Genomic DNA, 24,266 nt, shown 5'->3' with positions numbered 1-24,266 from the left:
ACGATGCTCTCATGACGACGCTTTCCTGGGCGATCGCACGAAGTTCCGTCCAAACTCTCCGAACGCACCTTCGACGGCGAATCTCTCGAGCCGATCGTCGGTCCAGCCGAGCCATTCCGCAAGCACCTCACTTGTATGTTCGCCGAGCATCGGCGGCGGCGTGGAAGGCGCCGGCGGTTCGTCGCCGAACCGCGCTGGCCTGGCGATGAATTTGACGTCCCCCGCGGCCGGATGGCTGACGGTCTGGACCATTCCCCGCTGCGTGAGTTGGGGCGTCTCGCAGACTTCGCCGACCGACTTGATCGCACCGCAGGGAATGCCCGCTGCGCCGAGTGACTGCAGCCAATCGGCGCGGGTCCTGCGGGCGAAGAGCGGTGAGAGGATCGCGACGAGTTCGTTCCGGCTCGCCGCGCGTTTCGGGGCGGTTGCGAAGCTGACGTCTTCGATGAGGTCCGGACGGCCGATGACGTCGCAAAACGCCGTCCAGAACTTGTCGTTGGCGACCCCGACATTGATCCAGCCATCGCTGGTCTCGAACGGCTCGTACGGGCTGATGGTCGGATGGACATTACCCCTGCGCTTCGGACTTTCTCCCGAGGCGAAGTACATGCCGGCGTTGAACGTCAGCAGCGACGCCATGGCGTCGAGCATCGAGACGTCAACCCGTCCGCCCTCGCCGGTGCGGCTCTTCCTCATCAGGGCGGCCAGCACCGACTGCGATGCGTACAGGCCGGTGACGAGATCGGCGATCGAAGTGCCCACCTTGGTCGGCGGTCCGTCCGGATCGCCGGTGATGTCCATGACGCCGGATTCGCCCTGGAGGATCAAATCGTAGCCGGGACGCAAGGCGTCGGCACCGGTGCGGCCGAACCCCGAGATGCTGCACAGGATGATGTCGCCCTTGCGGGCGCGCAGCGCGTCGAAGCCGAGACCCCACTTGTCCAGCGTACCCGGGCGGAAGTTCTCGATGACGACGTCCGCCACGGAGGCAAGTTCGAGCGCCGCGTCACGCCCTGCCGGCGACTTCAGATCGATGGCGCAACTTCGCTTGTTGCGGTTCACTGACAGGAAGTACGCACTCTCACTGCCGATAAAGGGCGGCCCGTAGCGACGGCTTTCATCGCCCTGCCTGGGATCCTCGATCTTGACGATGTCGGCGCCGAGATCGCCGAGCTGCATCGTGGCGAAGGGTCCGGAGACCACCCGGCAGAGGTCGAGGACCCTGATGCCCGACAGCGGCTCGCGATCAGACGATCGCATCGGCGAGGTCCTTCATCGTCGGCACCAGGATGTCGGGCTGGTGCGGCGTGATGCCGAACGGGCGGCTGCGCCGGTCGATGAAGGCCGTCCGCATGCCGGCGGACTTGGCGCCGATGCAGTCGAAGGCATGATTGGCGACGAACAGCACTTGCTCGGGCTTCACGCCCATGATCTCGGCCGCCTTGGTGTAGGTCGCGACATGCGGCTTGAACGAATTGGCCTCAGACACCGAGATCACGCGATCGAACGGGACCTTGTGATACGCCTTCGCGGTCTCGAGCATGTCGGGATCGCCGTTCGAAAGCACCACCAGTTTGTATTTGGCTTGCAATCGCGCGAGCGCTTCCGGCACCTCGGGAAACGGCACCAGCTTCTCGATCTCACCGACGAGGTAGCGCACATCGTCCATCGTGTGGTCGATCCCGGCGCGGTCCATCACGTGGGACACCGCGCGGTGCCCGATCTCGCGATAGGGCGTGTGCTCGCGATGCAGCAGCGCATCGATCATCGAATTCTCGAAATGGGTGCGGCGCCACCACGTGACGAAGGAATTCGGATCGCCCTTCCAACCCTTCTTCTCAAGAAACGGCGCCGCGATCCTGGTCAGGCCGCCCTGCATGTCGACGACCGTGCCGTACTGATCGAACATGCAGATCTTCACTTCGCGTTTGATCGTCTCAAAGCTCATGGGTGCCTCCTTGGTTCAGACCAACTGGATACTCGCCACATCATCATGGATGAAATGGATTTGTGGTCTTTCACTATTCACGGTATGAATGACGACATGAACCTTCGATCCATCGACCTCAACCTGCTCGTCGCATTGGACGCGCTGCTGACCGAGCGTCACGTCACCAAGGCCGCCGACCGCGTCGGCCTCAGTCAACCGGCGATGAGCAATGCGCTCAACCGGTTGCGCGCGATGTTCGAGGACGAACTGCTGGTGCGGACGACGACCGGGATGCAGCCCACGCCGCGCGCGACCGAATTGGCGGAGCCCTTGCGCCAGGTGCTTCGCCAGGTCGAGCGCGTGATGGCGAGCGATGCCGGCTTCGACCCACACCGGACCGAGCGCACCTTCACGATCAGGATGTCGGACATCCTGGCCTGCCTGCTGCTGCCGAGGCTGGCCGCTGCGCGGCCGGCGGACGGGCGGATCTCCTACAACACGATCCATCTGTCGCCTGCCCTGACGATCGATGCGCTGGAGCGGGACGAGATCGACGTCGCGGTCAGCATGGGTCTCGATCACTCCGCATCGATCCGTTCGGAGACGCTGCTGCGCGACCGCATGGTCTGTCTGATGCGGCGCGGTCACGAGATCAAGCACGGCCGGCTGACCTTCGAGCGCTTCATCGCGCAGGAGCACATGAAGGTCTCGATGAGCCCGACCGATCTTCGCTTCGTCGACGACGTGCTCACCGAACGTGGCCATCGAAGACGCATCGCCCTGAACGTACCGCATTGGCTCGTCGTGCCTCATGTTCTGAAGAAGACCGATCTGCTCGCGGTGATGCCGCGGCAACTCGCGGCCGTGCTGATGGACGACGAACTGCGGATGGAGGACCTGCCGTTCGAGTCCGCGCCATTCGACTGGATGTTGTACTGGCATCGCAGATACGACCAGAGCAATGCCAACGGTTGGCTCCGCGACCGGCTCAGGGCGGCCTGCTCCGATCTAGGTTAGGCGCCGATGTCCACCGGTCTCCGCGCGATCGACGGCTGACTTCCTGCGTCAGTGTCCGCGATCGCTGACGCATCCTCCAGCGATCGTCCTTTCGTCTCGAACCCGAACACGAGAAAGACCACGGCCTGGAAGACAAGGATGCCGGCCAGTGTCGTCAACACGCCGGTCAAGCCTTGCCAGGCGAAGATCGCGACCACGACGTATTGAACCAGCGCGGTTGCGATGCGTCCGGACGTGGCGCAGATCGCCGTGCCGCGCAGCCGGTAGCGAGTCGGGAAGAGTTCCGGGACGTGCATCGCAAACCCTGTCGCCAGCATCACGTAGATCGCGGTGACGAGCAGGAAGCCGACGCCGGCGAGCGCAACGCCGTCCGGCATATAGGGATAGGCGATACCGAGCGCCGCTGCCGCGATCGACGAGCAGACGATCGACAGCCGGCGCCCGAGCCGGTCCGCCAGTATGAGGCCGATCAGCGATCCGACCGGCCCGCCCAGCGCCATCACCGTGGTGTAACCCAGCGAGGAGACCACGCTGTGGCCGCCCTTGACCATGAAGGTCGGCAGCCAGCCGATGAACCCATAGAGGCTGAAGCCGACGACGATGTGCAACAGGCTACCGAGCAGCGTGCGGGTGAGATATGGCGGCTGGAACAGGCGCCACACCGGGCCGGGAGGCTGCTGCTCCGTCGCGCCGGCGGCGACCGGAGCGAGCGCGCCGTTGCACGCGGCCTCCGCCTCGATTGCCGCGAGAATTTTCTCGGCCTCATCGGCGCGCCCATTGGCGGCGAGCCAGCGCGGCGATTCCGGCATCGACTTACGCAAGATCCAGACGACCATCGCGAGGACGCCGACGAGGCCGAACATGTAGCGCCATCCAAGCGTCGGGATCACCCACAGGCCGATCATCGACGACGCGAACAGCGAGAAGTTGGTGATTACGGCGAGCAGCCCGATCCAACGCCCGCGCGAGGCGGCCGGCACGAACTCCGTCAAGGTCGCGTAGCCGACCACGATCTCCGCGCCGAGGCCGATGCCGATGACGAAGCGCAGGCCGATCAGGACAATCATGTTGGGCGCGAAGGCCGCCGCGATCGACGCCAGGCCAAAGATCGCGAGGTTCATCTGATAGGAGAAGCGGCGGCCGAAGCGGTCGCCGAGGATGCCGGAGAACCAGGCACCGATCGTCATGCCGACGAAGGTCGCGGAGACGAAGGCGGCGTTGAGCTCGAGCGTGGACCAGCCTTCCTTGAGCACGGTCCCCAGCACGCCGCCGGCCAGATAGATGTCGAATGCGTCGAGGAACATGCCGGCGCCGATCAGCGCCAGGATGCGCCAGTGGAATGCACAGATCGGCAGCCTGTCGAGGCGTGCGCCCGCGTTGATGTCGATGTCGGCGGATCGCGCCATTCAAACCTCCCTGACCGGCCTTGTGGGAGCCGGATGCTGCGGTCATCGATTGATGACGCGCAGGGGTTCGCCGTCCAATTCAAATCGAAAATTCGACTATTTGGCGCAGTGATGAAGCTGACGCGCGATAGTGCGCGGCGATCTCACTGATGTTGGCGACTGCAGACGCAAGACGCGTCAGGCCAACGCATCGGCCGCAGCCCCGATGCCGGCGTAGATCTCATTGAGATCCGCCTCGGTGACGCAATAGGGCGGCATCACGTAGATCGTATTGCCGAGCGGCCGCAGCAGCAGGTTTCGCCGTTCGAAGAACGCCAGAAGTTTTGGGCCAATGCCTGCGAGATAGCCCGCGTCGTTTGCCTTGAGGTCGAGTGCGGTGATGGTGCCGGTGCGGCGGACATTTTCGAAGCGCGGATCGGCGCGGAAGGGTGCAATCAGGCGCTCCTGCATCGCGGCGACCGAGGCGACGCGCTCGTGCGCGCCGCGTTGCCAGAGTTCGAGATTCGCGTTCGCCGCGGCGCAGGCGACCGGGTTCGCGGTGTAGGAACTCGAATGGAAGAACATCCGCGAACGATCGCTGGAATAATGCGCATCGTAGATGTCGGCGCGGCAAAGCGTCACCGCGAGCGGCAGCGACCCGCCCGTGAGGCCTTTCGAATAGCAGGCGATATCGGGCGTGACGTCGGCCTGCTCGCACGCGAACAAGGTGCCGGTCCTGCCCCAGCCGGTCATCACCTCGTCGGCGATGAACAGCACGCCAGCGGCTTCGCAGATGCGCTTCAGCTCCTTCAGCGCCCAGGCGGGATACATCAGCATCCCGCCGGCGCCCAGGATCAGCGGCTCGACAATGAACGCGGCCACGTTTTTGTTGCTGCATGCAGCTTCGAGCGCATCGAGCGTCGCCTGCTCATGGCCGGCGGCAGGAAACGGGATCGAGGCGACGTCGAACAGCAGCGGTTCGTAAGCCGCATTGAACACGCCGCGCGCGCCGACCGACATCGTACCGACCGTGTCGCCATGGTAGGAGTGCTGCATGACGACGATGCGCGTGCGCGGCACGCCGATGTTATGCCAATAGCCGAGCGCCATTTTCAGCGCCACTTCGACGCTGGTCGAGCCAGAGTCGGAGAAGAACACATAGTCTAACCCATCAGGCGCGAGCTTCAGGAGTTGCGCGGCAACGGCTTCGGCCGGATCGTGGGTATGGCCGGCAAAAATGATCTGGTTGAGCTGCTCCGCCTGGCTCTGGATCGCCCGCACGATATGCGGATGGCAGTGGCCGTGGGTCACGACCCACCAGGATGCGATCGCGTCGATGATCCGGCGGTCATCCGCGGTGTAGAGATAGGCGCCTTCGCCGCGCACGATTCGCGTCATCGGGCCGTGCAGCGCGTGCTGGGTGAAGGGGTGCCAGATCGGCGATCTCTGAGAGGGCATCATGGAATGAAATCGTCGCGTTGGAACGACGCCTTAAACGCGGCCTGCAATGTGTCGGCCGCAAGCGGCGCAAGCCAGGGCAATCGGCCCAACCGGCGGACCTGCCCGATCTCGCAAATGGCGCGCTCGCTCTCCGGATTGCTGTCACCGATGAAGGCGATGCCGAGAAGATCGATCCGGCGCTTGCGGAGCGCCTCGATCGACAGCAGCGAGTGATTGATGGTGCCGAGCGCGCTGCGGGCGCACAGCACCACGGGAAGCCGCCATCGCTCGAAGATGTCGATATAAAGCGTGTCGTCATTCAGCGGCACCATCAGCCCGCCGGCGCCCTCGATCACCAGCGGCCGGTCACAGGTCGCCGGCAAATCGAGCGCGGCCGGATCGATGCGTACGCCGTCGATTTCGGCAGACTGATGCGGCGACGCCGGCGTTCGCAACCGGTAGCGCTCGGGCACGATGCGATCGGGCGCAAGACCGCCGAGCCGCGCCACCAGCTGCGCATCGGTCTCTTCTTCAAGGCCGGACTGCACCGGCTTCCAGTAGTTCGCGCCGAGGAAGCCGGCGAGGCCCGCGGAGAAGATCGTCTTTCCGATCCCGGTATCGGTGCCGGTCACCACGATCCGGCAGGTCATTGCGACCAGCCCCGAGTCTCCTCGACCAGCGCATCGAGCAGTGCGCCCACGTCGTCCTCGTCGACATTGAGCGTCAGTGCGATACGGAGCCGCGCGGTGCCCGCCGGTACTGTCGGCGGCCGGATGCCGCGAATGTCGAAGCCGCGCGCCTGCAGCCTGGATGCAAGCAGCATTGCGCGCGCATTGTCGCCGACGATATAGGGCACGATCTGCGAGCGCGACGGATAACGCCAGCCGCGCAGATCGAGCTCGCGATGCGTGAACGCGACCAATTCTGCGAGGCGCTGCTGATGCTCGGGCTCCTCCTGCAGGATCAAGAGCGCTTCGCGTACGGCCACGGCCACAAGCGGCGACGGCGCGGTGGCGAAGATGAACGGGCGGCAGCGATTGACCATGAAGTCGCGCAGCACGGCGGGCGCCGTGACCAGCGCGCCCGCGGCGCCCAGCGCCTTGCCGCAGGTATGAACGATCACGAGGTTGTCGCGTCCCTCATAGGGCGCAGTCAGCCCGCGGCCCTGCGCGCCAAAGACTCCCGTGCCATGCGCCTCGTCTACCATCAGGAACGCGTCGTGCCGTTCGGCGATGGCGACGAGGTCATCGAGCGGCGCGACATCGCCGTCCATGCTGTAGACGCTTTCGACCACAATCCAGACCCGGCCGGTTCCGCCCTGAGCGCGCCAGCTGCGAATGGTGTCTTCGACCGACCCGGGATCATTGTGCTCACTGAACCGGAACTCGGCCCGGCCGGCCCGCGCGCCTTCATGGATGCTGGCATGCACCAGCGAATCGAGCACGAGCAGGTCGCCGCGCTGCGGCAGCGTGGTCAGCACGGCGAAATTGGCGACGTAGCCGCCGCCGAAGAACAGCGCGGTCTCGGCGCGGAAGAACGCGGCGGCCTCGGCCTCTAACCGTTCGTGCTCCTCGCAATTGCCGCGCAGCAGCCGCGAGCCGCCGGCGCCGATCGGCGTGCCGGCCTCGAGCGCGGCCGCAACCGCATTCTTGATGCGCGGCGCGCTCGCCAGCGCCAGGTAGTCGTTCGATACGAAATCGATGCCCGAGCGCGGCTTGAGACCGCGCAGCCGATCGTCCTTGCTCAGGGCGTGCAAGGCCGCGGCGTAATCAGCGACCTTGGTCGCATGGATTGCGCTCATGTTTGCTCACAAAAAAAGGTTGTCGAGCGGGCGCAGATTGCGCCCGCGCGCTCACCGAGGATTGCGGTCAGGCGAGACGGGACGTGATGCCGAGCCTATCAAGCAGATCGGCATCGCGATCGCGCTGCGGGTTCTTGGTTGTCAGCAGCACATCACCGATGAAGATCGAATTGGCACCGGCGAGGAAGCACATCGCCTGCAGCTCATCGGTCATGTATTGCCGCCCGGCCGACAACCGCACCACGCTGTTCGGCATCATGATCCGCGCGGTGGCGACCAGCCGCACCAGCGCGATCGGGTCGGGCCGTTCCGCGGTGTCGTTGACCGGGACGCCCTTGACCTCGTTCCACAGATTGATCGGCACGCTTTCCGGATGGCTGGGGAGATTGGCGAGCAGCATCAGCATGCCGAGCCGGTCTTCAACCTGCTCGCCCATGCCGATAATGCCACCGCAGCAGACCTTGATGCCGGCGTCACGCACATGCGCCAGCGTATCGATGCGATCCTGCAGGGTGCGGGTGGTGATGATCTTGTCGTAAAACTCCGGCGAGGTATCGACATTGTGGTTGTAGAAATCGAGCCCGGCCTCGGAGAGCCGTTCGGCCTGATCAGGCGTCAGCATGCCGAGCGTGACGCAGGTCTCCATGCCCAGCCCCTTCACCGCACTGACCATGTCGCAGACCTGATCGAGATCGCGGTCCTTGGGACTACGCCAGGCGGCGGCCATGCAGAAGCGGCTTGCGCCGGCATCCTTGGCGCGCTGCGCGACGGCGACCACCTCATCCCGCGGCATCAGGCGGGTCGCCTTCAGGCCGGTGTCGTAATGCGCGCTCTGCGAGCAGTAGCCGCAATCTTCCGGACAGCCACCGGTCTTGATGCTGAGCAGGCTCGCGGTTTCGACGTGGTTCGGATTGAAGTTGGCGCGATGGATGCCCTGCGCCTGAAACATCAGGTCGGCGAACGGCAAATTGTAGAGCGCTTCGGCCCCGCCGCGCTCCCAGGTCTTGCGCAGCGGGGCGCTGCTGCTTCTGTCGGTCCGTTCGATTTCCACCACATCAACCATCGGGCTTGCCTTCTCGTTTGCGATGGATCATAGATAATATTACGGATTATCTATGATCGTTGACTTAGAATGATGCTAGCTGAGGTCGAGCGGGAGCGCATCCGTTTTTGTGATAGATAATCTATGACCGGTGAAGCAGAGAACAGGACCACCGCCGGACGCATCGCCGGCGCGATCGGCGAGCGCATCATCAGCGGCGAATTGCTGCCCGACGCCCCGCTGCGACAGGATCATGTCGCGCGGGAATTCCACTCCAGCCACGTCCCGGTGCGCGAGGCCTTCAGGCAATTGGAGGCGCAGCACCTTGTCGTCGCCGTGCCGCGTCGCGGCGTGCGCGTTGCGCCGCTCGACACCAAATCGGTGAAGGAGATCGCCGAGATGCGCGCCGCGCTCGAAGTGGTCGCGCTGCGCAATGCCGCCCCGAGGTTCACATCGGCGCATCTGGCGCGGATCGAACTCGCGCTCATCGAAGGCGACAACGCCGAGACGGTACAGGATTTCGAGATGGCCAATCGCGCCTTTCATCACGCGCTGGTGGCGCCTTGCGCGATGCCGCGTCTGCTCGCCAACCTCGACGGGTTGCAGCTGGCAAATTCGCGGCTGGTGTTCGCGATGGCGCGCAACGCCGGCTGGCGGCCGCGGCCCAGCCAGGATCATCGCATGATCCTGCAGGCCGTGCGCGCGCGCAATATCGAGCAGGCCTGCGGCCTGCTCGCACGCCATATTCAGACGATCGAGCGTCTTGCGCTGCCCGCAGCCTGATCTGGGATTTGCAATCGCTTGCGGGGCGCGAGGCAGCTAGGCGATCGCTACGATCTCCAGCTCGTGATCGCCTGCCCCGACGACGTCGCCCACGGCTTTGCCCATCAGCGATCTCGCCACCGGCGCTACAAAGGAAATCGAGCCGGCCTTCGGATCGGCTTCGTCCTCGCCGACAATGCGATAGGTCTGCACGCGTCCATCGGCGCGGCTGAAGGTCACGGTGCTTCCGAACGCAACAGTGTCGTTCGAGGCAGGTTCTGGGACGACCTGCGCCGTGCGGAGCCGTTCCGCGAAATAGCGAACGTCGCGCAACGGAGCCGCCGACTGCCGTCGCCGTTCGTTGACGTCGTCCAGCTGCTGCGCAATCTCGTGGGCCTCGCGCGCCTCCTGGAACTGACGTTCCAACGCCTTGCGTCCTGCCTCGGTCACCAGATTGGGATGTGGCGAAATCGGACGGTCCGGCAACAGCGTCTCAGACGCGGTCTCGGCACTCTCTTCCTTGGTGAAGGCAACGCTCAAGCCAGAACTCCATCGGTGAGGCCGGCAGTATAGCCCCGCTGCACCCGCGCCGCTAATGCGCGATGGGATTAGGCCGGATCGTCATCGCAGATTAGCTCGTTGTTAGCGCATGATCTCTCCGGATCATGCGCTAATGCGCCGCGGGTTGTTCCGTCTTGCCCCTACGCCCGAAGCGGTTCTTGGCAGCCTCGCGCCAGCGCTGGATGGTGACGTAAAGCATCGGCACCAGGAAGATACCGATCGAGCTTGCGGCGAGCATGCCGCCGAACACCGCCGTGCCGACCGCACGGCGGCTGATTTCCGCGGCGCCGGTCGCGACCACCAGCGGCACCAGGCCGAGGATGAAGGCGATCGAGGTCATCATGACCGCACGGAAGCGCATTTGCGCGCCCATCATCGCCGCCTCCGTGATCGGCCTGCCGGCCTCGCGCTGCTCCTTGGCAAACTCGACGATCAGAATGCCGTTCTTGGCGGCGAGCGCGATCAGCACCACGAGGCCGATCTGGCCGTAGAGATCGAGATTCAGGCCCGCGAGCTTGATGCCGAGATAGGAGCCCAGCACGCCGACGGTGACCGACAGCAGCACGGGGATCGGAATCGTCCAGCTCTCATACAGCGCCACCAGGAACAGATAGGCAAACAGCACCGCGAGCGCCAAAATAATACCGGTCTGGCCGGAGGCCGCCTGCTCCTGATAGGCGGTGCCGGTCCATTCGTAGGAATAGCCCGCCGGCAGCGTCGTCTTCGAGAGTTCGGCCATCGCGGCGATCGCGGTACCCGACGATACGCCGGCCGCCGGCCCACCATTCACCGTGACCGAACGATAATTGTTGTAGCGCGTGATCACCTGCGGGCCGGTGACGATCCGCAAGGACGCGATCGAGCGGATCGGCACCATCTCGCCGCCGCTGTTGCGCACATAGATCTGCCAGATGTCGGGGATGTCGGCGCGGTTGGCCGCATCGCCCTGCACATTGACCTGCCAGGTGCGGCCAAATAGATTGAAATTGTTGACGTAGATACCGCCGAGCGTGGCCTGCAGTGCGGTGAACACGTCGGCCATGTTGAGGCCGAGCGCCTGCGCCTTGGCACGATCGATATCGAGGAAAATCGATGGGTTGGTCGCGGTGAAGGTCGAGAACACGCGGGTCAGCCGCGGATCGCGGTTCGCCGCGGCGATGAGCCCGCCCATCACGCTGCCGAGCGCGGCCGGATCCTGCCCCTCGAGCGCCTCGAGCTGATATTCGAAGCCGCCGGAGGTCGAGAGCCCGATGATCGGCGGCAGGTTGAACGGCAGCACCGACGCCGAACGGATCTGCGATCCCGCGATGAACGTCTGCCGGATCGCGGCCTGCACCGAATCGGTGACCGCCTTGCGGTCCTCGAACGGTTTCATGCGCGCCACCATGAAGGCGGAATTGGGCTCGTTGCCGCCGTCGAGCAGCGAGAAGCCAATGATCGACAGCACGTGGTCGATCGCCGGGTTCTTCTTCAGCAGCGCCTCGACCTGCTTGGTGACCTCGCTGGTGCGCGCCACCGACGCCCCGTCAGGCAGCTGCACCGCGATGAAGAACGCACCCTGGTCTTCCTCGGGCAGGAATCCGGTCGGCGTGATCTTCGATACGCCGAACACCGCGCCGGCAAACACCAGCACCGCGACCAGCGACAGCACCGCGACGCGGACCAGCCGTTGCACCACGCCGGCATAGCCGTCGCGCACCCAGTCGATGCCGCCGAGCACCCGTCCCATGATGCCGCGCCGCGGCCCGCCATGGCGCAGGAACACCGCGCACAGCGCCGGTGACAGCGTCAGCGCGTTGAGCGCCGAGATCACCATCGCCGCACTGATCGTCACCGCGAACTGGCGGAACAGCGTGCCGGATATGCCCGGGATGAACGCAATCGGCACGAACACCGAGAGCAGCACGAGCGAGATCGCGATGATCGGCGCCGTGATCTGCGCCATCGCCTTCTTGGTGGCATCGGCCGGCGACAGCTCCGGCTCCTCCTCCATCACGCGTTCGACGTTCTCAACCACGACGATGGCGTCGTCGACCACGATGCCGATCGCGAGCACCATCGCCAGCAGCGACACCGTGTTGGCGGAATAGCCGAGCGCCAGCAGCACCGCGAAGGCGCCGATCAGGCTGACCGGAACCGCGACCGCCGGAATCACCGTGGCGCGCAGATTGCCGAGGAACAGGAACACGACGAGCACGACGAGCACGAAGGCCTCGCCGAGCGTCTTGATCACCTCCTTGATCGTATCGGAGACGAAGGTCGTGGAGTCGTACTGCACGAGATAGCTCAGCCCCGGCGGAAACCGCTCGGATAGCCGCGCAAGCGTCGCCTGCACCGCCTTGGCCGTGGTCACGGCGTTGGCGCCGGGCGCGAGATAGATGCCCATCGGCACGCCGGGATTGCCGTCGATCCGCGATTCCGAGTCCATGTTCTGCGCGCCGATCTCGACGCGGGCGACGTCCTTGATCCGCAGCACCGATCCGTCCGGATTGGCCCGCAGCACGATGTTGCCGAACTGCGTCGAAGTGGTCAGGCGGCCCTGGGTCTGCACGTTGAACTGGAATTGCTGGTCGTTCGAGATCGGACGCGCGCCGATGCGGCCGACCGGCGCCTGCACGCTTTGGGCCCGGATCGCGGCGATCACGTCCGACGGCGCCAGATTGAGGCTGGTCAGACGCTGGGTGTCGAACCAGATCCGCATCGAATAGTTCAGCTTGGCGAACAGGGACGCCTGGCCGACGCCGGGCGTACGCGAGATCGCGTCCAGCACGTTGATGATGGCGTAGTTGGTGATGAACAGCGGGTCCTGCTCGCCGCTCTTGCTGTACAGCACGATGAACTGCAGCACCGCCGAGGATTTCTTCTGCACGGTCAGGCCCTGCGCCTGCACCTCGGTCGGCAATTGCGCGAGCGCGCTCTGCACCCGGTTGTTGACGTTGACGGTGTTGATGTCGGGGTCGGTGCCGAGCGCGAACGAGACCGTCAGCGTGTAGCTGCCGTCATTGCCGCTGGTCGACTTCATGTAGAGCATCTTGTCGACGCCGACGACCTGCGCTTCCAGCGGCTGGGCGACGCTGGATTCGACCACCTCGGCCGAAGCGCCGGGGAACACGGCCGAGACCGTGACCTGCGGCGGCACGATGTCCGGAAACTGGGCGACCGGGATCTGCATCATCGCCAGCACGCCGGCGATCGTGATCACGAACGCGATGACGATCGCAAGCCGCGGACGATCGACGAAGACAGCGGAAATCATGGGTTGTTGCCCGTCGATTTCGGCGTGCTGCTTGCGCCGCCGTCCGCCGAGACCTTCATGCTTGACTGGATCAGCGCGCTGGCGGGCCCCGGCGCGACCACCTCGCCCGGCCTGACCTTCTGCAATCCCTCAACGACGACCTTGTCGCCGAGCGCGATGCCGCTCGTCACCGCCGCAATCGTCGAGGTCGATTGCCCAAGCTGGATCCGCTTTTGCTCGGCCTTGTTGTCGGCGCCGACGACGTAGACATACTCACCCTGCTGATCCGACAGCACCGCCGAGCGCGGGATCGCCAGCACCTCGACCGGCTGCACGCCTTCCAGCAGCACGGTCACGAACTCATTGTCGGTGAGCTCACGGACCGCACCGCCGGCTGCGACGGACGTGTACGTCGACGGGTTGGGAATGGTGCCACGCAAGGCGATGGTGTCGGTGTTCTGCGCGATCGTGTTGTTGACGAAATTCAGCTCGCCAACCTGGTCGTAGAGCCGGCCGTTTGTCAGACGCACTCGGATGATAACGGCCTTGAAGCCGCCGCGGGTCGCGTAGCGGTCGCGCAGATCGAGCGCCTCGCGCACCGGCACGGGGAAGGTGACATACATCGGGTCCTGGCTGACGATGGTCGTCAGGGTTCCCGAGCTCGGCGTCACGACGTTGCCTTCGGTGACCGCGGTGCGCCCGATCCTGCCGTCGATCGGCGAGTGGATCTCGGTGTAGTCGAGATTGATCTGGGACAGGTCGACCTGGGCCTGCGCGGCCTGCACCTGCGCCTCGAGGCTCTGCTGGTTGGCGACCGCGGCATCGACGCTCGATTGCTGGCCGGCCGGCCCGCCGAGCAGGGACTTGGCGCGATCGGTGGTCAGCTTGGCGTTGACCAGGGTCGCCTGCAATTGGGCGACCTGCGCCTTCTTCGATGCAAGGTCGGCCTCGAACGGGCCGCGCTCGAGTTGATATAGCAGGTCGCCGGCCTTGACTTCGGAGCCTTCGACGAAGTTCCGCTTCTCCAGGAAGGCGGTCACGCGTGCCACTACGTTGACGCGGTTGGGGGCCTCGATGCGTCCCAGAAATTCGTTGGTTTCGGTGATCGGCCGCTTCACCGCCTCGAACACGCCGACGGCAGGAGGCCCGGGTGGGCCCGCCTGAGCATGCGCCGCCGAAATCCCGATAGCCGCCAATCCCGCCGATACCAGAAGCCCTGCCAATCCCCCGAGCATTCGTTCCGGACCACTCATGCTGTCCAACCCTTCGGCTACCAACAAGCTCTACCAGACGTCGAGTTCCCTCAGACCGGGAAGGTCAGGATGGGCAAGGTGCAATGCAGGAGATCATAACGCGCCCAATCCGACAATCCTGGAACCGGATCGCCCCGGTGCGGTGATCCCGACGACACGCCACTGTGAGAAAGCGCCGCGACGCTGCAATGACACGGCGATCACGGCCACACCGACAGGCCCGGTGCGGGCGCCGGACACCGAAAGCTCCCGTCAACGTGATGACGTGCGCGCGACTTCAAGACGGTCGAGGTCCGGTATTGATGCCTGGAGGACGCCGGCAGACGATTGCTGCCGACAAGTTAGCCAATGCTTGCGCATGTTCGGCGGCGAATTGAAGGGCGAGGCGTCGCCCATTCCGCTCACAACGCGATGGCGTTCTTCAAACGGGACGTCGTCTGATAAGCGGGCGACTCCAGATGTTGGTACAGCCATGGCCGCGCGCGCTCGCCGCTGGCTTCGTGCACGCCGTCGAAGATGGCCATGTCGATCGCATGCGGGTGATCAGATGATGCGTAGACCGACTGCATTTCCGCGAACTTCTCATCCCGCCCCAGTTCCACCGTGTTGCCGCCGTTGCGGCTGCCAATCTCGACGAACAGTGGACACGGGCAAATCAGGTACGCCAGCTCTGCGCCTGTGTACCTGGCGCGGCTGCTGCTGAAATGGATGTAGGTCGCAAGTTCGACGCCGAGATTCCTGCTGATGACGGACGACATCAGAAGCTTCTTCTCGTCGCGCATATATCCGGAGACGACGGTCGGCCGCATCCGCCCCGTGGCGGCTTCCAGATGGAGCACGAGAAATGCGCCCCACGACACGCCATACGCGCCGACGTTCAAACCTGACGCTCCGGTCAGCTTCCTGCAGACGATTTCGCCGGCGTCGATCGATGCGCATGACACGTTGTGCGCGGAGACGCCATGGGATGCCAGCATCGCGGCGATGTTGTTCTGACTTGCCTGATCTCCGATCTGGACGATGTAAGGACACCAGACGACATAGCCGTCCCGGCACAGGCTTTTGCCGAGCGCGTTCATGTAGTCGTTGTCGGCATCATCGAAGCAGCGCTCCGGCGTGCTCGCCATGCCGTGGCCGAGCAGGATCAATCCCTTGAACTCACCGTCGGGAATGCCAAGGCATCCGCGCACCGGTACGCCGCACTCCAGATCGAACTCGACCTTCACGACCGAGAATCCGTCCGCCGGCGCGCGCCAGAGAATCCGGATCTCGTCGCGCGACGGCCGATAAAGCCGCGGCCCCTGGAAAAGAGACCGCATCTCGCGTCGAATTTCCGGGCCGGTTGCGACCGCGCGCAGCTTGCCGCTTGTCGCGATATCGAAGAACGACCGGCAGAACTTGTCGTAGCCAAGCGTCGGCAAATCGATATTCGCGCATGATCCCCTGCAATGACTCAGCGCCAGCGTGTTGTTGCCGGCAACCGACGAGGGGCCGACCAGTGTCATCAACAATCCGGAAAGAGCCCTGCGGCTGATCATCGGCCCTCCCCGAGCCCGCTTGCGGTTCGATTGAATGAGACAACGTGGCCCTAGCAGGCGCCACAGATCGCGCGGACACAAATTAAAGGATGTTCATCGTCGAATGATCGCGCGCGGCGTTGCAATCCCGCCACGCTGGAAGGCCGAACGCATCGACGATACACGCCGAACACGTTTCGAGACGCTTCAGGATATTTCTGACTGTCGCGCGGCTTCAATTCCGCCATACAAGGCAGAGGCGCCATCGCCGGACTTCGATTGTCGGGTCTTGATCGTCAGGTCTTGCTTGTCGGGTTTTGGGATTGACCTCAGCGACTTTGGCCGGCCGCGGACCGAGCCGCAGCCAAACGAGCAACGCCCGGCACATCTGCGCGAGGGTCGCAAACAAGACCGGCGAAACGCGGGGATTCACCATGATGCCCTTCGACGTACCGGAATAGCCCGGACTCGTGGGCTGGGCCGAATTGCTCTACGCAATATTTCCGAGGCCGAAGGGTTTATCTATTGGTTAACAAGTTTGTCGGGATGGCCGATGACGAATGACCTGCACGAGCGTCTGATTGAACTGGCCTATGAGGCCGCCGTCCTCCCCGAGTTGTGGCCGAACGTCCTGCATCAGGTCGGCGGGATCGCCCGTGCGCGCGGTACCGTGCTGCTGACGGCGGCTCCGCATGACGTCCGATGGATCGCATCCCCCGACATGCACGACGACACGGCGGCCTATGTCGAAGGCGGCTGGCACCAGCGCAACGGGCGGTTGCCGCGCCTGCTCGCGGCCAACCATGCCGGCTTCCTGCGCGACATCGACGTGTTCGATACGCCCGAGGAGGTGCAGCAGGATTTCCAGATCCGCGAGTTCTTCCGGCCGCGTGGGCTCGGCTGGGGTGCCGGCACCGCAATCCCGGTGCCGAGCGGCGACATGCTGATCTACAGCGTCGAGCGCGAATACCAGCACGGACCGATCGAGCCGGAAGCGATCGAGCAGCTCGATGCGCTGCGCCCGCACCTGGCGCGTGCCGCATTGCTGTCGGCCCGGCTCGGGATGGAGCGCGCCAGGGCGGCAACCGAGTCGCTGGCGATGCTCGGACTGCCCGCGGCCGTGCTGCGGCGCGGCGGCCGTCTGATGGCGGCCAACACGCTGTTCGACCGCCTGGTGCCCGACGTGATGCAGGATCGCGCCGAGCGCCTGGCGCTGGCGGCGCCCACCGCCGACGCGCTGTTCGCCCAGGCGCTTGCAGCGCTCGATCAGGGGCTGATCACCGTCGAGGTCCGCTCGGTGCCGATCGCGGCACAGGACGATCGCCCGCCGCTGATCGTGCATCTGGTCCCGATCCACGGTTCGGCGCGTGACCTGTTCGATCGCGCGCTGGCGATCGTGATCGTGACGCCGGTGGTACCGGCCGAGGTGCCGACCGCGGAGGTGTTGCAGGGCCTGTTCGACCTGACGCCGGCGGAAGCGCGCGTCGCGCGCGGCATCGGCGAGGGACGAACCGTCGAGGCGATCGCCGTCGCATTCGGCATCTCCCGCGAAACCGTGCGCAACCAGCTCAAGGCCGTGCTGGCGAAGACCGGGCTCGGCCGGCAGGTGGAGCTGGCCGGACTGCTCGCCGGCGCCAAGGTGCCGCCGGGTCCGTCCGCGGACTAAACAAAGCGTCGCGCAGTTCTCGGATTTTGGGGCGGTAGGGCCTCAGGCCACGTTCAGGCGCGCCTGGAAAAAGCCGGCAACACGACCGACGGCATCGGCCGTCATCGGATCATTGTCCGCGAAGTCGAAACCGTGCGCCTTGCCCGGGTATCGGACGATCTCCGCCGCGGCACCGACCGACTTGCCGAGACCGACGAGCTCCTCGCCCTTGGCGAGCGGCACGTTGCGGTCGGCCTCGCCGTGCAACTCGATCATCGGCGGCAGATGCTTGACCTCTGGCACAACCTTGTCGGGCATGCCGCCATACAGCACGGCCAGCGCAGCCACCCGCTCGTCGCGGGCCGCCGCGGCCGCGGCAACATAGCCGCCAAGCGAGAAGCCGAGCAGCCCGATCCGGCCGGAACTGTCCGCGCCCGCCAGCACCGCGGTCACCACGGACGAGACCCGCGCGGCCCAGACATCGAAGCGCCCAGTCTCATAGGCCTCGCGGATCACGTGCGTGTGCATCGTCTCGAACGCTTGCTCGTCGGCCGGCGTGTAGTAGCGAACGAAATAGGCGTCGATGCCGTCCGCGGTCAGTGCATTGGCATAACGCTCATAGGCCCGCGGCCTGAGATCGAAGCCGCGCGAGCCGTGCAGGACAAGCACGGCCGGCCGTTTGCCGGTGCGCCCGGAAGCAAAATGGTTGAACGCGACGCGGCCTTCACTGGCATCGACGCTCCGCGTCTCCGCCGGCACCGCCGCAAGCGAAGGCGATGCGGCCAGCAAAGCAAGGCCGCCAAGCAGGCTCCTTCGGCTGATTGCGTGCATCGAAACCTCGATTGGACTGCGCAGCCCGATAGCCGGGCCGCGCCGCTATATCATGCCGAACGGCGCGCCCGATAGCCTGGCCGGTGATGCCGGCATCGTCGCAGCAGACGGTGGCGGCATCCGCCGGCGATCGCTAAAGGACCAGATGTTCAAACGGCGCCGGTTGCGCTAGTGATAGCTCCCCTTCCATCCGTGCGCCCGTCCGGCGCCTGTCCAGTCAATGAGTGCATCTGAATGGCCGAAGCCGACCTCGACGCCGTCATCCGGCAAACCGCAAGAGCGCAGACCAAGGCCGTGATGGCGGCCGCGAAGAAGCGCCAGGCCGTCTGGGTCGCGCGCGCGGCCAAGGCCAAGGACAAGGAGACCAAGGCGCGCTTCCGCCACCTCGCCAAGAGCACGATCCTGAACGCCACCGCGACCGCCAAGCGGTTGCAGAATTCGGCGGAGAACGCAGCCGACGCCTATGCCCGCGCCATGAAGAAGGCGATGGAAGAGCCAGCGCCGGCCAAGAAACCCGAGAGCAAACCTGAGAACAAATCTGAGAAGAAGCCCGCGAAGAAGAAAGCGGCCGCCTGATAAGGAGCACGCATGCTCACTGTCCATCATCTCGGCAAGTCGCAATCGGAACGGATCATCTGGCTCTGCGAGGAGCTGGAGATCGCCTATGAGCTGAAGTGTTACGCGCGCGATCCCGTCACGATGCTCGCGCCGGCCGACTACAAGGCGCTGCACCCGATCGGCACCGCGCCCGTCATCACCGACGGCGATCTGGTGTTGGCCGAGTCCGGTGCGGTCGTCGAGTACATCACCGCCAAATACGGCAACGGACGGCTGACGCTGACATCAGACCATCCTGATCTTGCGCAATTCCTGTACTGGTTTCACTTCGCCAATGGCACGCTGCAGGCGCAGATGGGCCGCAGCATGATCCTGAACCGCCTCAACCTCGCGGCCGACAATCCGATGCTGGTGGCGACCAAGGCGCGGGTCGACCGCTCGTTCGATCTGATCGAAGCGCGGGTCGGTGGCGCGCGCTATCTCGCGGGCGACGAATTCACGACGGCCGACATCATGATCGGCTTCTCGCTCACGACCATGCGCTATTTCCTGCCCTACGACCTCGGCCGCCGCCCCAACATCAGGGACTATCTCGGCCGCATTGCCGCGCGCCCGGCCTATCAGCGCGCGATGCAGAAGGGCGATCCCGGCATGGCGCTGCTGCTGACGTGAGGCCGTGATGCCGCGTTACGTCGCCCTGTTGCGCGCAGTCAATGTCGGCGGCACCGGCAAGCTGCCGATGACCGAATTGAAGGCGATGTGCATCGACGCGGGATTTGCCGACGTGCTGACCTATATCGCCAGCGGCAATGTCGTGTTCTCCTCGAAGCTCGCAGCTGCAAAGGTCAAGGCCGCGCTGGAGAAGCGGCTGCAGGCCTATGCCGGCAAGCCGGTCGGCGTCGTGGTCAGGAGCGCCGACGAGATCGCCGCGGTGCTGCAGGCCAATCCGTTTCCGAACGAGCCGCCGAACACGACGGTGGCGATCTTCCTCGACGAGCCGCCGGCCAGGAACGCCCTGAAAGACGTCAAAGGCCAGCAGGACGAACAGATGCGGCTCGGCAAGCGCGAGATCTATGTCGCCTATGGCAGCAGCGGCATGGGCCGCTCGAAGCTGAAGATCCCCGCCGCCGTCCAGGGCACCGCACGGAATATCAACACGATCGCGAAGCTCGCCTAGTTGGCAGCGGGCGACGATTGAGCCCCGTCCGAGAACCTACCCCCGTCATCCTGAGGAGCGCGCTCTTGCGCGCGTCTCGAAGGATCGACGGCCCCGCTGGTGGCCGATTCATCCTTCGAGGCTCGCCCAGCGGCGCAATCGCGCCGCAAGGCTCGCACCTCAGGATGACGGGTTGACTGGATCGACTCGTGCGTCGAGCAACACGTCGCTAGCTCTCCCGCACCGCGAATCCTTCGGCGCTGAGCCTCGTCAGCACATCTTCCAGATGGGCGCGGTCGCGGGTTTCGATCACGAGCTCAAGCAGCGTCGCCTTGGCCGGCAGATCGGAGAAGGTGCGCTGGTGCGAGACCTCGATGATGTTGGCGCCGGCGTCCGCAAGCAGGATCGACACCGCCGCCAGCTGTCCGGGCCGATCGACGATGTCGAGCGCCAGTTGCGTGAGCCGTCCCTCGCGGGCGAGCTCGCGGGTCAGGACCGAGGCGATCAGCCTGGTGTCGATATTGCCGCCGGTCAGCACGAGGCCGACTGACTTGCCGGCGAAGCGCTCCGGTGCAGCAAGCACCGCCGCGAGGCCGGCGGCGCCGGCGCCCTCGACGACCGTCTTCTCGATCGAGATCAGGGTTGCGACCGCGCGCTCGATCTCGTCCTCGCTGACCAGGATGATGTCGTCGACGAGCTCGCGGACAATTTTGGTGGTGATCTGCCCGGGCGACTTGACCGCGATGCCCTCGGCGAGCGTGTCGCCGCGCATCGGCAGCTGCTCGCCCCTGACGGCATTGTGCATCGATGGATAGAGCTGCGCCTGCACGCCGACGATCTGCACCGACGGCTTCAGCCCCTTTGCGGCCGTGGCGATGCCCGAGATCAGCCCGCCGCCGCCGATCGGCACCACCAGAATGTCGAGCTCCGGCACTGCCGCGAGCATTTCGAGCCCGATCGTGCCCTGGCCGGCAATGATCAGGGGATCGTCATAGGGATGCACCAGGATGAGGCCGTGCTGCGCGGCATGCACGCTGACAAACGCAAAGCATTCTTCGAGCGTCTGTCCGGTGATGATGACCTCGGCGCCGTGCCGCCTGGTGTTCTCGATCTTCACCATCGGCGTGCCGATCGGCATCACGATGGTGGCGGGAATGCCGAGCCGTTTGGCGTGATAGGCCACGCCCTGGGCATGATTGCCGGCCGACATCGCGATCACCCCGCGCTTGCGCTCGTCTGATGACAGCGCCTGCAGGCGATTGAGCGCACCACGCTCCTTGAAGGTCGCGGTGAACTGCAAATTCTCGAATTTGAGGAACAGGCGGCAGCCGCAGATCTCGCCCAGCGTGCGGCTCTCGTTGCACGCTGTGACCATGACCGCGCCCTTGATGGTTTCGGCGGCGCGGCGCACGTCGGCAAGAGTTACGCTGGCGGCGGTTACGGCGGTGGTATCGGAAGGATGCGGCATCGGGTTTCGCTTTGGTCCGTTTCGTCAGACGGAACCTAGCGGGTTTCGGCGCCGAAGACGACCGCGCTATCGTGCGGTCAACACCTGTTCCTGCGGCTCTTGCTCCGGCCTGGCCGGCCCTGCCAGCTCGATCTCATCGCATGTCAGGCAGACCAGCGCGGTGCGGAAATGCCTGTCGAGCACGATGGTGCGCGTCCTGCCGCACTGGCAGCGCATCGGCTTATCCATGGGAGATCGGCCCGGGTTCGAGATGCAAGGAAAGCGTGCGCTTAGCTATCCCGAGCCGGTTAACCCAATATGACGTGCCGCCGGACAATTCGTCGCGCTGCCTTTTTGAGCATGATCTCTTCGGAAAACCGCTTCACACTTTTCCGGATCATGCTTCAGAAAAACCCCGCGCTAAGATCGAGGCCATAGCTTGCCCGCAACGCCGCGACGAACAACACCGCCAAGAGGAACAGCAGAGCATGCCGGGCGATGCTGCTCCGAAGCGAATTGGCCGCAAACGCGCGAGCAATCGATTGAGCCAAAGCAGTCATTGGCGACCTCCAGAGCCACACCCCGAGATTAGGTCGCGCGCAACGCGGCGAGGTTCAATGCGGCTCGCGGAACGGCCGGCGGCGTGGCGATGCGCCCTGCTCCGAATCGCGCTGCGTTCGCATTCGATTCCTGAAGCGATGACCGACCACGATGAGCTCGCCCTCGGCGCGGATCGCGCTGTCGTCCGTCGGGGCGGGCGACAGATTGTCTTGCGTCACGGCCTCCAGCGCCTGCAGGAACTCGCGTCCGGCCGATGTGATCTGCCAGCCTTCGACGTCACGCAGCACATAGAAGCTGCTGAAGATATCGAGCTCGGGAACCCGCGACGCCAGCCGCTTGATCCGCGCATGCCAATCGTCGCCGCTTGACGAGAGAATGGCGAGGTCGTGCTTGAGTGAATCGAGTGTGGCCCTGCCGGTGACGTGACTGGCCAATATTTTCAGAATCGCAACTTGGATGCTCAACTCGACGCCTCGACCGCCACGGTTCTTCTTGTTCTGCGCAGCCGCTCCGGAAATTATCGCGCTGATGACTCCAAGGTCCAGTCATCAGCGCCAGTTATCCAGACCCGGCGCAACGGTATCGATTTACGCTGCGCGCGATGTCCCGACGCGGCGCTCGGGCCGCTGCGACGACATCGATTCCTCTTCCATATCCTGTGGCGCGCCCCAAAATTCCTGCACCGTCGGCCCTTTCTTCAGCCTTTTGTCGCGCAGGAAGCCGAGAATTTCGTGCGGCCAGACCCGGCGTCCCATCTGCGTGTACCAGCGCATCGCATGGCGAAGTCCGGCATCGCGGTGAAACAGCACGCGGAGCAGGGCCTTCGGGCGGCTTTGCAGCACCATCTCGGTGAACTTGAACCAAAGCAGCACGCGCCACGGCGGCATGTGCCGTGTCGCAAGCACCTGATGCTTGTAATCCCAGAGCCGGCGATCGGTCTGAATCACGCGCCGCTCGGACGCGAGCCGGAAGTACGGCGTCCAGCGATGCGGCGTGACATAGAGCATCTGAATCTGATCGGGGTCGTAGGACAGAAGCTGCCGCAGCCCGCGCCAGTGATCGCGATCGGTCTCTTCCTCGAAGCCGACCACCCAGGTTGCCATCGACAGGATGCCGTGCTGGCGCATCAGGCGGATCGCCTCGCGATCGATCGTGGTGGTCGCGCCCTTGCGGATCAGCTCCAGCGTCTTCTCGTCGGTGTTCTCCATGCCGAGCAGGAAGCGCTGCCAGCCCGCCTTCTTGTAGAGATGCAGGATGTCGGCATCGCGCACGATGTCGTCGGCGCGGGTCGAGCCGACCAGGATCAGGTCGACATTCTCCGCGATCAGGGCTTCGAGAAATGTCCGCCAGGCCTTCTTCGAGACGGTCGGATTCTCGTCGGCGAAGTTGATCACCTTGACGCCGTGCTCGCGATAGAGCCGCGCCAGCTCCTTGGCGAAACGCACGGGATCGCGATGCCGCCATCGCGTCCAGAAACCGCGCTGACCGCAATAATTGCAGAGATGCGGGCAGCCGCGCGAGAACTGCACGACGACCGCGCGCAGGCCGCCCCAATAGCTGTAGCTGTTATGATCGATCAACTCCCAGCCGATTCGATAGGCGTCGAGATCGCGGATCACAGGCGCAGGCGGCGTCACGCGCGGCCCATAGTCATCGCGGAATGCGATGCCGTTGATGATGCGCAGATCGCCGCCGGTCTCCAGCGCCCGCATCAGACGCCGCGCGGTCTCTTCGCCCTCACCGCGCACGATCGCGGTGACGTAGCGCTCCTCGCGCAGGATCTCGCGCCAATGATAGGTCGGAAACACCCCGCCATAGACGATCCGCACATGGGGGACGGCCTTGACGACGGCCTGCGCGACCTCGGCGATGACAGGATGGCCCGACGTCGAGCCGGAATGACCGAACAGGACGGCATCCGGCGAAAACCGCGATGCCTCCGCCACCATGGCTTCGACCGGCATCGACCCGAACTCGGCATCGAGAAGACGGACGTCGTGTCCGTCGTCGATCAATGGCCCGCCGATCGATAGCAGGCCGAGCGGCGGCAGATGGTCGTCCGGAATCCGGCTGCCGATCGCAGGGTGAGGCACGTTGACGAGAAGAATGCGCATGGATGATCGCT

23 protein-coding genes are annotated in these 24,266 nt (G+C 64.9%); 6 read left to right on the top strand and 17 right to left on the bottom strand.

The window, feature by feature from the left end; all coding sequences use genetic code 11:
• Positions 1 to 9: 9 nt before the first annotated feature.
• Positions 10 to 1,260, bottom strand: a complete 1,251-nt coding sequence (locus HAP48_RS16795; RefSeq protein WP_166212453.1) for a CaiB/BaiF CoA transferase family protein — start codon at positions 1,258 to 1,260, stop codon at positions 10 to 12.
• On the bottom strand, positions 1,247 to 1,948 hold the full coding sequence (locus HAP48_RS16790; protein ID WP_166212455.1) for a haloacid dehalogenase type II: 702 nt from the start codon (positions 1,946 to 1,948) through the stop codon (positions 1,247 to 1,249). Before HAP48_RS16790 ends, HAP48_RS16795 begins: the two co-directional genes overlap by 14 nt.
• Positions 1,949 to 2,044: 96 nt before the next feature.
• Here HAP48_RS16790 and HAP48_RS16785 point away from each other — a divergent pair, with 96 nt between their 5' ends.
• A complete protein-coding gene (locus HAP48_RS16785) occupies positions 2,045 to 2,947 on the top strand; it encodes a LysR family transcriptional regulator (protein ID WP_166212457.1) in 903 nt (300 codons plus the stop codon).
• Here the strand turns inward: HAP48_RS16785 and HAP48_RS16780 are convergent.
• The 5 genes from HAP48_RS16780 to bioB form a co-directional block, all read right to left on the bottom strand.
• Complete coding sequence (locus HAP48_RS16780; protein WP_166212459.1) at positions 2,944 to 4,353, bottom strand: MFS transporter; 1,410 nt, start codon at positions 4,351 to 4,353, stop codon at positions 2,944 to 2,946. The genes HAP48_RS16785 and HAP48_RS16780 overlap by 4 nt on opposite strands.
• Before the next feature lie 177 nt (positions 4,354 to 4,530).
• The gene (locus HAP48_RS16775; protein WP_166212461.1) at positions 4,531 to 5,793 is read right to left on the bottom strand and encodes an adenosylmethionine--8-amino-7-oxononanoate transaminase; all 1,263 of its coding nucleotides are present in this window, start codon (positions 5,791 to 5,793) and stop codon (positions 4,531 to 4,533) included.
• Positions 5,790 to 6,422, bottom strand: coding sequence for a dethiobiotin synthase (gene bioD, locus HAP48_RS16770; protein WP_166212463.1), 633 nt, complete (start codon positions 6,420 to 6,422; stop codon positions 5,790 to 5,792). The genes HAP48_RS16775 and bioD overlap by 4 nt, the downstream gene beginning before the upstream one ends.
• A complete protein-coding gene (locus tag HAP48_RS16765) occupies positions 6,419 to 7,573 on the bottom strand; it encodes an 8-amino-7-oxononanoate synthase (protein WP_166212465.1) in 1,155 nt (384 codons plus the stop codon). The genes bioD and HAP48_RS16765 overlap by 4 nt, the downstream gene beginning before the upstream one ends.
• Positions 7,574 to 7,640: 67 nt before the next feature.
• Positions 7,641 to 8,636: a biotin synthase BioB gene (bioB, locus tag HAP48_RS16760; protein WP_166212468.1), complete on the bottom strand. Its 996-nt coding sequence runs from the start codon at positions 8,634 to 8,636 to the stop codon at positions 7,641 to 7,643.
• Positions 8,637 to 8,759: 123 nt separating this feature from the next.
• Between bioB and HAP48_RS16755 the strand changes: the two genes are divergently transcribed.
• Positions 8,760 to 9,398 carry a GntR family transcriptional regulator gene (locus HAP48_RS16755; RefSeq protein WP_166212470.1) on the top strand — a complete coding sequence of 213 codons (639 nt, stop codon included), beginning with the start codon at positions 8,760 to 8,762 and terminating at the stop codon, positions 9,396 to 9,398.
• Between the two features lie 36 nt (positions 9,399 to 9,434).
• Here HAP48_RS16755 and greA read toward each other — a convergent pair whose 3' ends face one another.
• The 4 genes from greA to HAP48_RS16735 form a co-directional block, all read right to left on the bottom strand.
• Positions 9,435 to 9,917, bottom strand: a complete 483-nt coding sequence (greA, locus tag HAP48_RS16750; RefSeq protein ID WP_166212472.1) for a transcription elongation factor GreA — start codon at positions 9,915 to 9,917, stop codon at positions 9,435 to 9,437.
• A 130-nt stretch (positions 9,918 to 10,047) separates the two neighbouring features.
• Positions 10,048 to 13,194 carry an efflux RND transporter permease subunit gene (locus HAP48_RS16745; protein WP_166212474.1) on the bottom strand — a complete coding sequence of 1,049 codons (3,147 nt, stop codon included), beginning with the start codon at positions 13,192 to 13,194 and terminating at the stop codon, positions 10,048 to 10,050.
• Positions 13,191 to 14,426, bottom strand: a complete 1,236-nt coding sequence (locus tag HAP48_RS16740) for an efflux RND transporter periplasmic adaptor subunit (protein WP_224496484.1) — start codon at positions 14,424 to 14,426, stop codon at positions 13,191 to 13,193. Before HAP48_RS16740 ends, HAP48_RS16745 begins: the two co-directional genes overlap by 4 nt.
• A 401-nt stretch (positions 14,427 to 14,827) precedes the next feature.
• A complete protein-coding gene (locus HAP48_RS16735; protein ID WP_166212476.1) occupies positions 14,828 to 15,652 on the bottom strand; it encodes a hypothetical protein in 825 nt (274 codons plus the stop codon).
• An 844-nt stretch (positions 15,653 to 16,496) separates the two neighbouring features.
• Between HAP48_RS16735 and HAP48_RS16730 the strand changes: the two genes are divergently transcribed.
• On the top strand, positions 16,497 to 17,609 hold the full coding sequence (locus tag HAP48_RS16730; RefSeq protein WP_166212478.1) for a helix-turn-helix transcriptional regulator: 1,113 nt from the start codon (positions 16,497 to 16,499) through the stop codon (positions 17,607 to 17,609).
• A 42-nt stretch (positions 17,610 to 17,651) separates the two neighbouring features.
• On the opposite strand, the gene HAP48_RS16725 is transcribed toward HAP48_RS16730, so the two are convergent.
• Positions 17,652 to 18,419 (bottom strand): dienelactone hydrolase family protein, encoded by a 768-nt coding sequence (locus HAP48_RS16725; protein WP_166212480.1) that lies wholly within the window; start codon positions 18,417 to 18,419, stop codon positions 17,652 to 17,654.
• A gap of 234 nt (positions 18,420 to 18,653) precedes the next feature.
• Between HAP48_RS16725 and HAP48_RS16720 the strand changes: the two genes are divergently transcribed.
• From HAP48_RS16720 to HAP48_RS16710, 3 genes are read left to right on the top strand one after another with little or no spacing between them, the layout of a single operon-like run.
• Positions 18,654 to 18,995 carry a hypothetical protein gene (locus HAP48_RS16720; protein WP_166212482.1) on the top strand — a complete coding sequence of 114 codons (342 nt, stop codon included), beginning with the start codon at positions 18,654 to 18,656 and terminating at the stop codon, positions 18,993 to 18,995.
• A 12-nt stretch (positions 18,996 to 19,007) separates the two neighbouring features.
• The gene (locus HAP48_RS16715) at positions 19,008 to 19,649 is read left to right on the top strand and encodes a glutathione S-transferase family protein (protein WP_166212484.1); all 642 of its coding nucleotides are present in this window, start codon (positions 19,008 to 19,010) and stop codon (positions 19,647 to 19,649) included.
• Positions 19,650 to 19,656: 7 nt separating this feature from the next.
• Entirely contained in the window at positions 19,657 to 20,154 is a 498-nt protein-coding gene (locus HAP48_RS16710; protein WP_166212486.1) for a DUF1697 domain-containing protein, read from the top strand.
• A 208-nt stretch (positions 20,155 to 20,362) separates the two neighbouring features.
• Here the strand turns inward: HAP48_RS16710 and HAP48_RS16705 are convergent, their stop codons facing one another.
• From HAP48_RS16705 to bchE, 5 genes are all read right to left on the bottom strand, one after another.
• A complete protein-coding gene (locus HAP48_RS16705) occupies positions 20,363 to 21,601 on the bottom strand; it encodes a threonine ammonia-lyase (protein ID WP_166212488.1) in 1,239 nt (412 codons plus the stop codon).
• Between the two features lie 66 nt (positions 21,602 to 21,667).
• Positions 21,668 to 21,829, bottom strand: coding sequence for a hypothetical protein (locus tag HAP48_RS16700; RefSeq protein ID WP_166212491.1), 162 nt, complete (start codon positions 21,827 to 21,829; stop codon positions 21,668 to 21,670).
• Positions 21,830 to 21,984: 155 nt separating this feature from the next.
• On the bottom strand, positions 21,985 to 22,140 hold the full coding sequence (locus tag HAP48_RS16695) for a response regulator (protein ID WP_166212494.1): 156 nt from the start codon (positions 22,138 to 22,140) through the stop codon (positions 21,985 to 21,987).
• Between the two features lie 54 nt (positions 22,141 to 22,194).
• Positions 22,195 to 22,605 (bottom strand): aminoacyl-tRNA deacylase, encoded by a 411-nt coding sequence (locus HAP48_RS16690; protein WP_224496483.1) that lies wholly within the window; start codon positions 22,603 to 22,605, stop codon positions 22,195 to 22,197.
• 123 nt (positions 22,606 to 22,728) lie between these two features.
• The gene (bchE, locus tag HAP48_RS16685; RefSeq protein ID WP_166212497.1) at positions 22,729 to 24,255 is read right to left on the bottom strand and encodes a magnesium-protoporphyrin IX monomethyl ester anaerobic oxidative cyclase; all 1,527 of its coding nucleotides are present in this window, start codon (positions 24,253 to 24,255) and stop codon (positions 22,729 to 22,731) included.
• Positions 24,256 to 24,266 lie beyond the last annotated feature (11 nt).

This window comes from Bradyrhizobium septentrionale (assembly GCF_011516645.4).
Lineage (GTDB): Bacteria > Pseudomonadota > Alphaproteobacteria > Rhizobiales > Xanthobacteraceae > Bradyrhizobium > Bradyrhizobium septentrionale.
Note: the sequence above shows the minus strand (reverse complement) of the source record. Positions and strands in the feature narration are given on the sequence as shown.